Annotated in this window: 14 protein-coding genes; 6 read left to right on the top strand and 8 right to left on the bottom strand. The window is 73.4% G+C overall.

Annotation, left to right across the window (positions count from 1 at the left end; all coding sequences use genetic code 11):
• Positions 1–162 precede the first annotated feature (162 nt).
• On the bottom strand, positions 163–762 hold the full coding sequence (locus tag PATMI_RS0115405) for a hypothetical protein (RefSeq protein WP_026911532.1): 600 nt from the start codon (positions 760–762) through the stop codon (positions 163–165).
• Positions 763–774: 12 nt separating this feature from the next.
• Entirely contained in the window at positions 775–918 is a 144-nt protein-coding gene (locus PATMI_RS36780; protein WP_157260792.1) for a hypothetical protein, read from the bottom strand.
• Positions 919–1,349: 431 nt separating this feature from the next.
• On the opposite strand from PATMI_RS36780, the gene PATMI_RS0115395 reads away from it, so the two are divergent.
• The 4 genes from PATMI_RS0115395 (at position 1,350) to PATMI_RS30540 (ending at position 5,889) form a co-directional block, all read left to right on the top strand.
• Positions 1,350–2,684: an RtcB family protein gene (locus PATMI_RS0115395; RefSeq protein ID WP_026911531.1), complete on the top strand. Its 1,335-nt coding sequence runs from the start codon at positions 1,350–1,352 to the stop codon at positions 2,682–2,684.
• A gap of 423 nt (positions 2,685–3,107) precedes the next feature.
• Positions 3,108–4,232, top strand: coding sequence for a carboxylate-amine ligase (locus tag PATMI_RS0115390; protein WP_026911530.1), 1,125 nt, complete (start codon positions 3,108–3,110; stop codon positions 4,230–4,232).
• A 111-nt stretch (positions 4,233–4,343) separates the two neighbouring features.
• The gene (locus tag PATMI_RS30545; protein WP_051471742.1) at positions 4,344–4,985 is read left to right on the top strand and encodes a rhomboid family intramembrane serine protease; all 642 of its coding nucleotides are present in this window, start codon (positions 4,344–4,346) and stop codon (positions 4,983–4,985) included.
• Positions 4,986–5,070: 85 nt separating this feature from the next.
• Entirely contained in the window at positions 5,071–5,889 is an 819-nt protein-coding gene (locus tag PATMI_RS30540; protein WP_036725956.1) for a GNAT family N-acetyltransferase, read from the top strand.
• 21 nt (positions 5,890–5,910) lie between these two features.
• Here the strand turns inward: PATMI_RS30540 and PATMI_RS30535 are convergent, their stop codons facing one another.
• Positions 5,911–6,645, bottom strand: a complete 735-nt coding sequence (locus PATMI_RS30535; protein WP_084269982.1) for an enoyl-CoA hydratase/isomerase family protein — start codon at positions 6,643–6,645, stop codon at positions 5,911–5,913.
• A gap of 27 nt (positions 6,646–6,672) precedes the next feature.
• On the opposite strand from PATMI_RS30535, the gene PATMI_RS0115370 reads away from it, so the two are divergent.
• Both PATMI_RS0115370 and PATMI_RS0115365 read left to right on the top strand, forming a co-directional pair.
• On the top strand, positions 6,673–6,945 hold the full coding sequence (locus PATMI_RS0115370) for a hypothetical protein (protein ID WP_026911529.1): 273 nt from the start codon (positions 6,673–6,675) through the stop codon (positions 6,943–6,945).
• 239 nt (positions 6,946–7,184) lie between these two features.
• Positions 7,185–9,167, top strand: coding sequence for an SDR family oxidoreductase (locus PATMI_RS0115365; protein WP_026911528.1), 1,983 nt, complete (start codon positions 7,185–7,187; stop codon positions 9,165–9,167).
• Between the two features lie 73 nt (positions 9,168–9,240).
• On the opposite strand, the gene PATMI_RS34725 is transcribed toward PATMI_RS0115365, so the two are convergent.
• The 5 genes from PATMI_RS34725 to PATMI_RS0115340 all read right to left on the bottom strand — a co-directional run bounded on the left by PATMI_RS34725 (position 9,241) and on the right by PATMI_RS0115340 (position 14,679).
• The gene (locus tag PATMI_RS34725) at positions 9,241–9,906 is read right to left on the bottom strand and encodes a TetR/AcrR family transcriptional regulator (RefSeq protein ID WP_026911527.1); all 666 of its coding nucleotides are present in this window, start codon (positions 9,904–9,906) and stop codon (positions 9,241–9,243) included.
• Between the two features lie 343 nt (positions 9,907–10,249).
• Positions 10,250–12,442: a polyphosphate kinase 1 gene (gene ppk1 / locus PATMI_RS30525; protein WP_084269980.1), complete on the bottom strand. Its 2,193-nt coding sequence runs from the start codon at positions 12,440–12,442 to the stop codon at positions 10,250–10,252.
• A gap of 15 nt (positions 12,443–12,457) precedes the next feature.
• The gene (locus tag PATMI_RS0115350; protein ID WP_026911526.1) at positions 12,458–13,102 is read right to left on the bottom strand and encodes a CHAD domain-containing protein; all 645 of its coding nucleotides are present in this window, start codon (positions 13,100–13,102) and stop codon (positions 12,458–12,460) included.
• A complete protein-coding gene (locus tag PATMI_RS0115345; RefSeq protein ID WP_026911525.1) occupies positions 13,099–13,833 on the bottom strand; it encodes a CHAD domain-containing protein in 735 nt (244 codons plus the stop codon). Before PATMI_RS0115345 ends, PATMI_RS0115350 begins: the two co-directional genes overlap by 4 nt.
• 135 nt (positions 13,834–13,968) lie before the next feature.
• Positions 13,969–14,679, bottom strand: coding sequence for an ABC transporter permease (locus PATMI_RS0115340; protein WP_051472382.1), 711 nt, complete (start codon positions 14,677–14,679; stop codon positions 13,969–13,971).
• Positions 14,680–14,751: the final 72 nt, after the last annotated feature.

The raw sequence follows: 14,751 nt of genomic DNA, 5'->3' as shown, positions 1-14,751 counted from the left end.
CAGGGTCTCGCCCTCGGCGATCGCCTGGTCCAGCCGCACGCGCAGCCCGTCCCGCTCCTCGCGGAGCAGGGCCGCGGTCCGGTCCGCCTCCGCCAGCCACCCGGGGACGTAGTCGGCAAGGGACCGCGCCTCCACGGCCGCGGCGGCCGCCGCGTCCGCCCCCTAGCGGGAGCGGCGCAGCGCCGTCTCGGCACGCGTCAGCGCGGTCTCGATCGCCGCCCGCGCCCGGGCGTCGGCCCCGGCGGAGCGCCGTCGGGCGGCGTCGCGCTCGTCGACCAGCGCGGTCGCACGCTCCTGCATGCGTCCGAGGCGATCGGCCAGCGCGTCGACCCGGCGGTCGGCGTCGCGAGCGGCCGCCAGCGCGGCGTCGAGCAGCACGCGCACGTCCGGCGACATCTGCAGCCGGTCGGCCTGTGCGGGCTCGACGTCACGACGGCGACGCGGTCCCGGCTTCGGCGGCTGGAACCCCGCGGCCCGGACGGCGACGGCCAGCGACCCGTCGAACGGCCGCTTGGCGGCGTTCAGCGAGGGCCAGGCCGTCCCGTCGGCGCGGCCGGCCCGGTAGCGCTCGATGCGCCACGTCTGGCCGGACCACTTCGCGGACGAGGGGTTCCAGTCGGCCGCGCGGGGCGGCTCGTCGTATGTGGCGACCCATTCCTGGATCGCGTTGATGATCGTGTCGCGAGTCCACGCGATCCGGGTGCGGCTCGTCTCAGACGAACCCCTCCGGACCGTGACCCCCGCGACCGTCGCGGGAGTCATATGTCTCTCTCGCTAGCGGTTGTGCGTGATGAAGGCGGGGTGCCGGTGCCGGAGCTTCGTCGCTCGCGGCTGCATGTCCCCGACCAGGGCGTACGGGTTCGACTCGCCGCGGAGGGCGATGACGAAGCGCGTGGTGCTCTGCCAGGTGGTGGACATGACGTGGACGAACCTAGCCACCCGCCCGGCCGTTTTCAAGCGTGTTCGCGCCGGGACGCGAAGGGTTCGAATCCTCCTGGCGCGCTCCGCGCAGGTCGGGGTCGCCGCCGGCGTGGAGTGCCCGGCGCCGTGGTCGTGGTCCGTGGCGCCGGCGTCGAAGCGCTGCAGCTCGTTGCCGTCCAGCCGCAGGAACCTGCAGCGCGCCTCGGCATCGGGCCGGGCGCTGCAGGTCGATGCCGTCCAGCCGCAGGAACCTGCAGCGCGCCGCGGCATCGAGCCGCGCGCTGCAGGGCACTGCCGTCTGGCCGAAGGAACCTGCAGCGCGCCTCGGAGTCGCGCCGCGATCGGGGCCGGGGTCGAACCTCGGATGCTCGTCCGCGGCCTCCCCGTCCCCACCGCACCGCCGACCGCCGCCGCGCCATGCTCGGTCCATGAGCCAGATCCCGATCACCGTCCGGGGGGACGTCGACGCCCGCGCCGTGGAGCAGCTGCAGCGCTGCGCCACGGCCGGCGGCGCCGTCGCCGGGGTGCTGTGCGCCGACGGCCACGTCGGCTACTCGCAGCCCATCGGCGGAGCGATCGCCTACCCCGACCACGTCTCGCCCTCCGGCGTCGGCTACGACATCGGCTGCGGCAACAAGGCCGTGCGCACCGACCTGCGCACCGACGACGTGCGGGCCGACGTGCCGCGCATCATGGACGCGATCTACGAGAGCGTCTCGTTCGGCATGGGCCGGAAGAACGACGAGCCGGTCGACCACCCGGTGCTCGACGCGATCCGGCACGCGGACTTCCGCCCGCAGCGCTCGATGGTCCAGAAGGCCGCCAACCAGCTCGGCACCGTCGGTGCCGGGAACCACTACGTCGACCTGTTCGCGGGCGACGACGGGTTCCTCTGGGTCGGCGTGCACTTCGGGTCCCGTGGGTTCGGGCACAAGACCGCTTCGGGGTTCCTCTCGATGGCTGCGGGCGGTGGGTTCAAGGACCGCGTGCGGGACGGCGAGATGGACGCCCCGCCGGTGCTGTTCGCCATCGACTCGGAGATCGGCCAGTCGTACGTCGCGGCGATGGAGCTCGCGGGCGCCTACGCCCATGCGGGTCGTGACGTCGTGGTCGACAAGGTGCTCGAGATCCTCGGCGCGTCGGCGACCCACACCGTCCACAACCACCACAACTACGCGTGGCGCGAGCGCCACCTGGGCGTCGACGCCTGGGTCGTCCGCAAGGGCTGCACCCCGGCGTTCCCAGGCCAGGAGGGCTTCGTCGGCGCGTCGATGGGCGAGGCGTCGGTGATCCTCCGCGGCCGCGAGGACGCGGACACCGACCTCCTGCTCGCGTCGACCGTCCACGGTGCGGGGCGCGTGATGTCCCGGACCCAGGCGGCCGGCCGGATCGCGAACCGGATGGAGTGCTCGGACCGGGGCTGCGACTTCTGGGTGTCGATGGGGCAGTTCCGCGACGCGCTGGAGCGGGCCGGTGCGGAGCGGGACCGGTTCACGCTCTGCCCGGACCACCCGGACGGCCGCATGGTCAAGCGCCGCGGCCGCGTGAAGGCGGGTTCGATCGACTTCGCCGCGGTCCAGGCCGCGCTCGCGACGGACGGGATCGAGCTCCGAGGCGGCGCGGCGGACGAGGCGCCGGCGGCGTACAAGCGCCTCGACGAGGTCGTCGCCGCCCACGCCGACTCGGTCGAGGTCCTCCACCGCCTCGTCCCGATCGGCGTGGCGATGGCCGCCGCCGACACGGTCGATCCGTACAAGGACTGACCGGGCGGCGGGCGGTCGCGGACGCCGCCGCCCCCGGGTGGCGGGCGGGTCGGACGTGGTCGCGACTCGGCCTCCCCCGGCGTCCGAACCACGACCACGTCCCACCGCCCCTTGACGTGGGCGCGATACGGCCGCCCCGGCGCCCGAACCACGACCACGTCCCACCGCCCCCCGACGTGGTCGCGACTCGGCCTCCCCCAGCGCACGAACCACGACCACGTCCGGCCGGCCCGGCACCGGGCCACCCCGCGCGACGCCGCCACCGGCCCACGCGCCCCGCCGACTCCCGGCCCACCGACCCGGTTCCTCCCACCCCCCTTCCGGGCACCGTCCTCGGGATGCCGCGACGGCTCCACGGATCCACCCGGACGCCCCCGTCCGTGATCACGTCCGTGCGCCGCGACGTTCTCTAGGGTCCCCGCCATGGAGCACGGCTTCCGCGCGGCCCCCGGGCGCACGCCCTTCTCGATCGGGGTCGAGGAGGAGCTCATGATCGTCGACCCCGAGTCGGGTCACGACCTCGTCAACGCGATCGAGCTGCTGCTCGGGGACGCACCCGTCGGCGAGATCAAGCCCGAGCTCATGGAGTCCGTGCTCGAGATCGCGACCGAGCCGGTCGCCAACACGGTCGAGGCCGGCGAGCAGCTCACGAGCCTGCGCGCGCACGTGTCCGCCCGCGCGGCCGAGCACGGCCTGGCGATCGCGTCCGCCGGCACGCACCCCTACGCGCGGTGGGAGGACCAGCGGATCGCCGCGCGGGACCGCTACCGCGACCTGGTGCGCGAGCTCCGGTTCGTCGCCCGCCAGGAGCTCCTCTTCGGCCTCCACGTCCACGTCGGTCTCGACGATCCCGACCAGGCGATCCACGTCGCAGACGGCATGCGCGTCCACCTCCCGATCCTCTTGGCGCTGTCGGCGAACTCGCCGTTCTGGCGCGGCGACCGCACCGGCCTGATGTCGACCCGCACGTCGATCTTCCGCGCCTTCCCGCGCGTCGGGGTCCCGACCGCCTACGGCTCGTGGGACCGCTACGAGCGCGAGATCGAGTTCATGATCCGCTCCGGGGTCATGAGCGACCCGACGTACGTGTGGCACGACGTCCGTCCGAACACGCGCTTCGGCACCGTCGAGGTCCGGGTCTGCGACGGCCAGACCCGCGTCGAGCACACCCTCGCGCTCACGGCCCTGATCCAGGCGATGGTCCATGAGCTCGCGTCGCACTTCGACGACGGCACGGCCCTCGGCGACGTGCCGTGGCAGATCCTCGACGAGAACAAGTACCTCGCGGCCATCCACGGGCTCGAGGGCGAGCTCGTCGACCTGCCCTCCAGCGATCGCGTCCGCACGAAGGACCTCGGCCGCCGCCTCGTCGACCGGCTCCGCGAGCACGCGCAGGAGCTCGGGTCCGAGGACGCCCTGGAGGGCATCACCGACCTGCTGGACCGCGGCACCGGCGGCGACCGCCAGGTGCTCGTCTACGACGCGAACTCGGACCTCACCGAGGTGATGGCCGAGATGACCGCGCTCACCGTTCCGGGCTCGCCCTAGTCGGGGACGACCGGGGACCGCCGTCCACGGTGGCGCACGACAGCCGTCCTGGCGCGGTGCCGCTCATCAAGACCTTATGCACGAGCAAGCCGTTTGCGGGATCATCCGTCCATGAGCACGAGCGGGTCGTCCGGTTCCGGCAGCACGAAGGAGCGCGACGGCCGCGCCGACGGCTTCCTCCTCGTCGGCGCGATGGTGGCGATCATGTGGGTCGCCGAGGTGATCGACACGATCGCCGACCACCGGCTCGACAAGTACGGCATCGTCGCCCGTCAGGTCGACGGCCTGGACGGCGTGGTCTTCAGCCCGTTCCTCCACGCCGGCTTCGGCCACCTCATCGGCAACACGGTGCCGTTCCTGATGCTCGGCGCGCTGATCGCGTTCAACGGCGCCGCCCGCGTCGGGCTCGTGACCCTGATCGTCGCCGTCCTCGGCGGGCTCGGCACCTGGCTGATCGCCCCCGACAACTCGATCACCATCGGCGCCAGCGGCATCGTCATGGGGTACGCGACCTACCTGATCGCCCGCGGCATCTTCAGCCGGCGCCTGATCGAGCTCGTGCTCGGCGGCGTCGTCGCGGTCCTCTGGGGCGGCATGCTGCTCGGCAGCCTGATCCCGCACGACCACGTGTCGTGGCAGGCGCACCTGTGCGGCGGCGTCGCCGGCGTGATCGCCGCACGCCTGCTGACGAAGGACCGCAGCGAGGAGCGCGACGTGCGCGCCCCGGGCCGCACCCCTGTCGACGCCCTGTAGGCCCGGCACGCAGCCTTGTCCGCCCGCACCGCGACCGCCCGCCCCGCCGGACGGCTCCCGGCCGGCCTGCACTAGCGTTCCCGCGGTGCAGCCGATCGCGGACCGCAGCGACACGTGGTGGGCCGAGCTCACCGTCGGCCACGCGGCCGGGGTCGCCCGCGCCCGGGCCGCCGACGCCCGTCGGACGACGTTCGGCTGGATGCTGACGACCCCCGCCGCCCCGCACGTCTGGGCGGTCAACCGGGCCCAGGTCGTGCCCGGCGCCGGCGGGCTCGACCCGGCCGACACGGTGACGGCGGTCGAGGCCGCGCACGACGCCGCGGGACTCGCCCACCGGGCGATCGACCTGCGCTCGCACGCGGACGCGAGCCGCCTGACCGCCGTGCTGCGCGCCGCCGGCTACGTCGTCGTCGACCTCGCGGTCCTGGCGGTCGCCCCGGAGGTGCTCGTCGAGCGCGCGCGGCCGCGGCCCGGTCGTCGCTGGACGGTCGCGCCGTACGGCCCCGGGGCCGGCCAGGACATCCGCCGGGCCGCCGGGTCCATGGAGACCTCGCGCAGCGAGCGCGAGCGCGAGGAGGTCGCCACGCAGTGGAGCGTCGCGCCCGCGGAGGGCGCAGCCCATCTCGTCGCGCGCTCGGACACCGGCGAGGGCGTCGGGGTCGCCGTCGTCCACCGCGGCAGCCTGCACGTGGAGGTCGACGACGTGCTGACCCACCCCGCGCACGAGCGCTCGGGGGTCGGCACCGCGGTCATGCGCGCCGTCGGCGGGCTGGCGATCGACCGGGACGTCGCGCGGGTCACGCTGCTCGCCGACCCGAACTCCTACGCCGCCGGGTGGTACGAGCGCCTCGGGTTCCGCCGGATCGGCAAGACGACGCAGGCGCACCGCGACGCCGTCGTCTGACCCGCCGCGTCACCCCCGGGGTCAGCGGCCCCCGCGCATGCCGCCCTGGGGCAGCCCCGCGCCGTAGCGCTGCCAGTCCAGGAGCGTCGCGTTCTCCCGGGCCGTGCGACCGGAGAGGTCCTCGTAGTCGCGGAACATCGTCTTGAGGCGCCGCAGACCCTCTCCGGGGCGCGTCGCCAGCTCGTTCGCGAGCTCGACGGCGGCCGCCTCCGCCTCGTCGGCGCGGACGACCCGCTCGGCCAGCCCGATCCGCCCGGCCTCCTCGGCGCCGACCGTGCGACCGCTGTAGATCAGCTCCTTCGCCCGGGACAGGCCGACGAGCGGGACCAGGCGCGCCGGCCCGACGGGGACGCCGAGCTTCGCCCCCGCCCACGCGAGCTTCAGGTTGTCCCCGGCCACGCGGAGGTCGCACGCCGCCGCGAACTCCGCGCCCGCGCCGACGACGTTGCCGACGCAGACCGCGACGGTGGGCACCGGGAGATCCGTCAGCGCCTGGTAGACCTGGGCGAAGCGCTCCATCCGGGCGATCCCGCCGGCGCGGTCGAGCGCCTCCGCGACGTCGGCGCCGGCGCACAGCGCGCGGGTCGAGGTGGTCGAGAGGACGGCCACCCGGAGGGTCTCGTCGGCCGCGAGCTCCGCGAACGCGGTCAGCAGCTCGTCGAGCGTCGCGGTGTCCATCGCGTTGCGCCGATCGGGCCGGTCCAGGCGCAGGACCTCGACCCCGTCGGCCACGCGTGCTCGCTGCAGTCCCGTCATCGGCGGGGTTCTATACGATTGGCACCCATGCGCCGCCTCATCGTCCTCGCCGCGACCACGCTCGCTGCGCTCTCGGCCTTCGTCGTTCCAGCCTCCGCCAAGATCGACAGCGGTCAGGGCCTCGTCGGCGAGAACAACGACCTCATGGTCACGCTCTTCGGCTTCGCCATCCTGCTGGGCATCCCCGCCTTCGTCGGGCTCGCCAGCCTGCTGCAGTGGCGCCTCGACAAGCGCAAGTACGCCCGCCTCGCCGCGGCACGCAACCGCAAGGCCACGGGCGACAAGCGCCTCGGCTGGTAGGGCCCGCGCGCCCCGCCGGGCGCGCCCCCGGCCCGTCGTCCCGGCGGGTCCAGCCGTCGTCCAACCCGCCGAACGGCCGCGGGCGGCGCGAGTGCCGTCCGTCCACCGGTCCTACCGCGGGACGGAACGCGCCGCCGAACGGTCGCTGACGGACACGTCAACGTCCCACGCCTCCCCCGTTCGTGGGGTACGCTCGCGCCGATCGATCGCGCAGGGCACCCGCGCAGAAGGGACGACTCATGGCCTACCTGGTCACGGGAGCAACGGGGTTCATCGGCCGCCATCTGGTGGCCACGCTGCTGGAGAAGCGGGAGGGCGACGTGCACCTCGTCGTCCGCGACGCCTCCCAGCCGAAGGTCGACCGCCTGATCGCGGGCTGGCCGGAGGGCGCCGCCGAGCGCGTGAAGGTCGTCGTCGGCGATCTCGAGAGCCCGGCGATGGGCGTCGACCCCGCCTGGATCGACGAGCACCGCGGGCAGATCGACCACGTCTTCCACCTCGCGGCGATCTACGACATGACCGCGTCGGCGGAGCGCAACGACGCGCTGAACGTCGAGGGCACGCGCCACGCGGTCGAGCTGGCGAACGTCGTCGAGACCGGCTGCTTCCACCACGTCTCCTCCGTCGCCGTTGCCGGCGACTTCGAGGGCGTGTTCCGCGAGGACATGTTCGACGAGGGCCAGCCGCTGCCCGCGCCGTACCACCGGACGAAGTTCGAGTCCGAGCGCATCGCCCGCGGCGAGACGCTCGTCCCGTGGCGCGTGTACCGCCCCGCCATCGTCGTCGGGCACTCCGAGACCGGCGAGATGGACAAGATCGACGGGCCGTACTACACGTTCGGCCTGATCAAGGCGATGCGGAAGCTGCCCGGCTTCATCCCGCTGATGGCCCCCGACATGGGCGCCACGAACTTCGTCCCGGTCGACTACGTCGTCGGCGCGATGGACCACATCGCCCACGAGCCCGGCCTGGACCAGCAGGCGTTCCACCTGACCGCCCCGCGGCCCCAGCCGCTGGTCGAGGTCCTCAACCTCGTCGCGAAGGCGGCCCGCGCGCCCCGCCTGTCGCTGCGCCCGCCGGGCATGCCGCCGATCGACGTCCACAAGGGCGTGCTCGGCGCGGCGCTGAAGGCCCCCGGCCTGGCACCGCTCCGACGGATCCTCCTGTCCCCCACCGGGATCCCGGACGAGGTCCTCCCGCACCTGAGCTTCGTCCCGGTCTTCGACGCCCGCCGGGCCGAGCAGGCGCTCGTCGGCAGCGGCGTCACGCTGCCGCGGTTCAAGGACTACGCCGCGGTCCTCTGGGACTTCTGGGAGCGCAACCTCGACCCGGCGCTCCACAACGACACGAAGCTCCGCGAGGCCATGGTCGGCCGCACGGTGCTGATCACCGGCGCGTCGTCGGGTATCGGCGAGGCGACGGCCCTGAAGGTCGCGCTCGCCGGCGGCACGCCGCTCCTGGTCGCCAGGACGCGGTCGAAGCTCGAGGCCCTGAAGCGCCAGATCGAGGCGCACGGCGGGACGGCGTACGTCTACCCGTGCGACCTCAACGACCTGGAGGCGATCGACGAGCTGGCCAAGACGGTCACGCGCGAGCACCGCGTCGACATCGTCATCAACAACGCGGGTCGTTCCATCCGCCGGTCGCTGAAGCTCAGCCTCAACCGCTTCCACGACTTCGAGCGGACGATGCAGCTGAACTACTTCGGCTGCATCCGCCTGATCATGGGCGTCGTCCCCCACATGGTCGAGCACGGCGGCGGGCACGTCGTGAACATCAGCTCGATCGGCGCGCAGACCTGGCCGCCGCGGTTCTCCGCCTACGTCGCGTCGAAGACGGCGCTCGACGCGTGGACCCGCATCGTGGCCGCCGAGATGCTCGGCGCGAACGTCACGTTCACGACGATCCACATGCCGCTCGTGCGCACGCCGATGATCGCCCCGACGAAGCTCTACGACCGCGTCCCGACGATCACCCCGGTCGAGGCCGCCGACCTCGTGTCGAAGGCGATGGTGGACCGCCCGAAGCAGATCAACACGCTGCTCGGGACCGCCGGCGAGGTCCTCTACGCCGTCGCACCGCGCGTGTCCGACGTGATCCTGAACATGGGCTACCGCGTGTTCCCCGACTCCGCCGCCGCCCGCGGCTCGGAGAACCCGGACGAGCGCACCGGCGTCGAGATGCGGGTCCTCGCCGCGCTGACGCGCGGCATGCACTGGTAAAGCCCCCGCCCCTGGAACGACGAAGGGCCGCCCGAGGGCGGCCCTTCGTCGTTCCAGGCGAGGCGGAGCTGCTCTACGCGCGGACGCGGACGGCCAGGCCGTCGGTGAGGAGCTGGACCGAGGCGCGGAAGTACTCCGCGGCGTCGCGGGTCTGCATCTCGTCGTGGCCGCTGCGGAGGTTCGGGGCGTCCGACGGCTCGAGGGCCGAGACCTGCTCGAGGGAGTGGAGCGTCTCCGACCACTCGGCCTCCAGGCGCGCGGCGCCGCGGAGCTGCCAGATCAGCGCCGGGACGAAGCCGATCAGCTCGTCGTCCGGGATGTCGGCCTCGGCGAGCGGCCGGCTGAGGGCCTCGAGCCACTGGACGATGCCCGGGCGGCTGAGCGCACGGCCGTGCAGGTGGTCGGCGAGGCCCGGGACGCTGAGGAAGACCTCGTAGCTGCGCATGGCGATCTCGGCGACCTGCTCCTGCCAGGTGTCCTCGGTGCTGTCGTGGTCCATCCCGCCCAGCACGGCCTCGAGGACGTCGTCCACCAGGGTGTCCTTCCCGGCGACGTGCCGGTAGGCGGCCATCGTGGAGACGCCGAGCTCCTCGGCGAGACGGCGCATCGAGAGGGCGTCGAGTCCGTCGCGACGGGCGATCGTGATCGCTGCGTCGACGACGAGCGCGCGGCTCAGGCGCTCGGCCTGGGGCGCGCGCGGCGAAGAGGTGGTTGCCTGGGAAACCGAATCGTCGTGCACCTGATGCAGCTTAACGATCCGGCGTGTGCCATTCGCCGTACACAGGCTGTCGGCAGACGTTCGTACGATGTCGACAGCGTGTCGACCAGGCGTTCTGGACGCCCTTCGTACCCGGAGTAGCTGGCGATCCGCGTGATCCATGGCGTGATCGAACGTGCGCGCGTTCGATCACGAGTGGCCGAAAGTCGTACTGATTCGTACACGATTCTTCGGTTCGGACCGGTTCGGACGTGCTTCGCGACACGCTCCGCCCACCCGACGCTGCGGGCACGACGACGACCGCCGCGGACGAGCCGCGGCGGGGAAGGGACCTCGTCGTGGCCGGCGCGACGGCCGGCCGGCGCTACTCCTGGTCGGCCTCGCGGGCCCGGGAGGCGTGGAGCTCCATCAGGCCGCGCTGGAGCCCGCGCGGGTTCTCCGGGTCCTGCGGCGCGACGCGGTGCCACCGGTCGTCGGCGCCGAGCTCCCAGGAGCCGTCCTCGTCGGTGAAGGCGCGATCCAGCGCGTCGAGCAGCTCGTCACGGGCCGCGGGGTCGCTGACCGGGACCACGAGCTCGACGCGGTTGTCCAGGTTGCGCTCCATGATGTCGGCGGAGCCCATCAACGCGATCTTCTCGTCGCCGCGCTCGAACGCGTAGATGCGCGAGTGCTCGAGGAAGCGGCCGAGCACCGAGCGGACCCGGATCGTCTCCGACAGGCCCGGGACGCCGGCGCGGAGGCAGCAGATGCCGCGGACGTTGATGTCGATCGGCACGCCGGCCTGCGAGGCGCGGTAGAGCGCGTGGATCGACGCCCGGTCGACGATCGAGTTCATCTTCAGGCGGATCCTGGTCGGCTGCCCGGCGCGGTGGGCCTCCACCGTCCGCTCGATCTGCTCCAGCAGCCCGTCGCGCAGGCCGTTCGGGGCGACGAGCGCCTTCCGGAAGGCACCGGGCTTCGCGAAGCCGGTCAGCTGGTTGAAGAGGTCCGCCACGTCGGCGCCGAGCACCTGGTCGCGGGTGAAGAGGCCGAAGTCGGTGTAGAGGTTCGCCGTCTTGGCGTGGTAGTTGCCCGTGCCGATGTGCAGGTAGTGCCGGACCTTCTCGCCCTCGCGGCGGACGACGAGGATCACCTTCGCGTGCGTCTTCAGCGCGGGGTGGCCGTAGACCACGTGGACGCCGGTGTCCTCGAGGACCTGCGCCCACTTGATGTTCGCCTGCTCGTCGAAGCGGGCCTTCAGCTCCACCAGGGCGACGGTCTGCTTGCCCTTCTCCGACGCGCGGACGAGCGCCGGCAGGAGCGTCGAGTCCGCGTTCGTGCGGTACACGGTCATCTTGATCGCAAGGACGTCGCGATCGGCCGCCGCCTGGTCGAGGAAGCGCTCGACCGAGGTGTGGAAGCTGTCGTACGGGTGGTGGACGAGGACGTCGCCACGACGCATGGCGGCGAAGACGTCGGCCTGCTGGTCGTCGCCCTCCCGCAGCCGCGGGTGGGTGACCGCGCGCCACGGTGCCTCGAGGAGCTCGTTGTGGCCCGGCACCTTGACGACCTGCCAGAGCGCGGTGAGGTCGAGGAGTCCCGGGAGGTCGTAGACCTGGCGCTCCTCGACGCCGAGCTGCTCGACGATCTCGGTGCGCAGGGCACCCGAGACGCTGCCGTCGATCTCGACGCGGACGATCTCGCCGAAGCGGCGGTTGCGGAGCTCGGCCTCGAGCGCGCGCTTGACGTCGTCGGCGTCGTCGGAGATCTCGAAGTCGGCGTCGCGGGTGACCCGGAACATGCCGCGGTCGAGGATCTCCATGCCGGGGAAGAGCTGGTCGAGGTGGGCCTCGACGATCTCCTCCAGCGGGACGAAGACGTGCTCGCGGGTCGCCCCGGGCTCGGCGGTCTGGGTGCCCTCGACGACGACCTCCTCGAGCCGGTCGACGACCTCCGTCGGGAGCTTGATGCGCGCGAACACCGTCTGGCGGGTGTCCGGGTCGCGGACCAGCACGCCGAGGTTCAGCGAGAGGTTCGAGATGTAGGGGAACGGGCGGCCGAGGCCGACGGCCAGCGGCGTCAGGACCGGGTAGATCCGGTTCTGGAAGCGCTCCTTGAGCACCGCCTGCTGCTCGGGGTCGAGCTCGTCGTGGCGCGCCAGGCGGATGCCGTGCTCGCGCAGCGCCGGGAGGATGTCGTGGTCGACCGTCGCCGCGTGCTCCTGGACGAGCGGCTCGAGCTTCTCGCGCAGCTCGTCGAGGACCTGGTCGGCGGTGCGGCCGTCGGGGCCGCGACGGCGGTTCTCGGCCCACACCTTCGCGTGCAGTCCGGCGACGCGGATCATGAAGAACTCGTCGAGGTTCGAGGCGAAGATCGCCGCGAACTTCGCGCGCTCCAGCAGGCGCGTGTGCGGGTCCTGCGCGAGCTCGAGGACCCGGCGGTCGAAGTCGACCCAGGAGAGCTCGCGGTTGACGAAGTGCTCCGGGGCGGTCGGATCGACCGCCGGGAGGACCGCCACGCCGCCGGCGTCGGTGGGTGCGGCGTCGGGGTGGTCGGAGATGGCGTCGTCGTCGAGCATGGAGGGCCTCGCAGACTACGACGGCACCGGGGCGCCGTCGTCAACGTCCGGTGAACGCGGCGTGAACGGCGCGACGCCGTCCGGGATGCCGTCCCCGGGGCCCTCCCCCGGCCGCTCGGCGAGGGCGTACTCCAGGCGCGGCCGGAACCCCTCGCGCTCGAGCTCCTGCCAGAGGACGAGGAAGCGACCGTAGAGCAGCCGCCGGCGCGACTCGAGGTACGTGGCGAGCGTCGCCAGCCCGCGGTGCTCGTCCGCGTGCGGGAGGTCCGGGGCGAGGTCGGGCATCAGGTCGACCGCCGCGGCGTCCGCACGGGAGAGCAGCGCCGCGACGTCGGCCTCGCGCCGCTCGCGCGCGACCTCCTGGACCCGGGGCAGCGCGACGTCGCAGTCGTGGATCTCGCCGATCAGGCCCTGGAGGTCGCGCGCCCGTTTGGCGGCGGTGCGGGCGTACGGCCCGAAGCACGAGGCGGAGGTGACCTCGAGGACGTACCGGAGGCGCTTGGCGGCGATCCGCATGTCGTGCAGCGCCTCGACCTCGCGCTCGTCCAGGGCGTCGGGGATGAACGCGCAGAGCTCCTCGAGGCGCAGGCGGACGATCCGCTCCGCGTTGTCGGCCAGCGGGGCCGCGGCGTCGAGGCCCTTGACGCGCCCGGCCTTCACGCGGCCTCCTCGCGGGAGGCGTCGGACCGGTCGCCGTCCTCCGCCGCGGTCCTGCCGGCATCGTCGGCCGGAGGGTGCCCGCCGATCGCCGCGTCCTCGTCGGCGGCGCCGGCGACCGCGTCGACGTCGACCGCCCGCGGGAGGCCGCCGGGGTGGTCCACCGAGCCGTCGTCGTCGATCTCGTCGCCGGCGGCGTCGCTCCCGACGCCGGACCGCCCGTCGGCGCGGGCAGCGGACCGCAGCTCCGCCGGCACGGCGTCCTCGGCGGCGCGGACGAGGAGCTCGATCCGCTCCCGGAGCGTCGCGGGGTCGAGCCGGTCCAGGGCCTCGGCCAGGACCCGGTTGCCGGCCTCCTGGTCCTCCCGCACGACCGCGGCGAAGCCCTCGATGCCCGGCCGGTCGGCTTCCGGCAGCGTCGCGGCGAAGCGGTCGAGGCCCTCGAGCTGGACGTCGGGGTCGCGCCGGGCCCCGAGGGCGTCGGCCAGGGCCTTGACCTCGCGCAGCGTCGCCTTCAGCTCCTGCGGAGGGAAGCACGGGGCGTAGATCTCGAGCACGGCGCGCAGCCGGCGCGTGGCGACCCGCATGCCGTGGACGCGCTCGATGCGCCCGGTGTCGAGGACGCCCTCGGCCTGGGCGACGAGCTCGTCGGCGCGGACGCGGACGGTCTCGGCGGCGGCGAGGCCGTAGGGCAGGTCGGCCCGGAGGCCGGGGATCGGCAGGGCCTTGACCACAGAGGGAGCGTATCCGGCGCACGCGGGGGGATGCGACCGTCCGGTGAACGTGCGGACCCCCTCCGGGTGCCCCGTGCCACGTCGCCGTCCGGCACGTCATCGACCCGGAACGCACGGGGCGGGGCCCGGCCCCCTCTACTCCCAGCGGAACGTGGCGGCGGCCGCCGTCATGGAGACGACCGCCCACAGCCCGAGCACGGTGAGGTGCTCGAACGGCACGTGGTGGCCGTCCTGCAGGACCTCGCGCAGGCCGCTGGAGAGCGCCGCGCTGGGGAGGACCTCGATGACGCCCTGCGCGCCGCCGAGCTCCGAGAGCGGGTACATGATGCCGCCGAAGACGAGCAGGACGAACCAGAGGATGTTCGCCAGGGCCAGCGTCGTCATCGCCCGCAGCGCGCCGGCCAGCAGGAAGGCGAGCCCGCAGAAGGCGGCGGTGCCGAACGCGAGCAGGAGGAGCACCGAGATCGGGTCGCCGTCCGGGCGCCAGCCGAGCAGCAGCCCGACACCGATCAGGAGCACGAGCTGCAGCAGCTCGACGACGAGGACCGCTCCGGTCTTGCCGAGCAGCAGCACCGTGCGCGGGAGCGCGGTCGCGCCCAGGCGCTTCAGGACCCCGTACTGGCGGTCGAAGCCCGTCGCGATCGCCTGGCCCGCGAAGGCCGCGGACATGATCGCGAGCGCCAGGACGCCGGGCACGAAGAAGTCGGCGCGGCGGCCGTCGACCTGGATGAAGGTGAGCTTCGTGCAGACGACCAGGAGACCGATCGGCACGATCAGCGAGAGCAGGAGCTGCTCGCCGTTGCGAAGCATCAGCTTCAGCTCCATCCAGACCTGCGCGCGCGCCATGCGGCCCAGCGACGCGCGTCCCGGCCGCGGCGTGAACTCGCCGACGTCGGAGTCGGAGGTCGGGGTGACGGC

The sequence above is a fragment of the Patulibacter minatonensis DSM 18081 genome, from assembly GCF_000519325.1.
GTDB lineage: Bacteria > Actinomycetota > Thermoleophilia > Solirubrobacterales > Solirubrobacteraceae > Patulibacter > Patulibacter minatonensis.
This window is presented reverse-complemented; position numbering and strand designations above follow the sequence as displayed.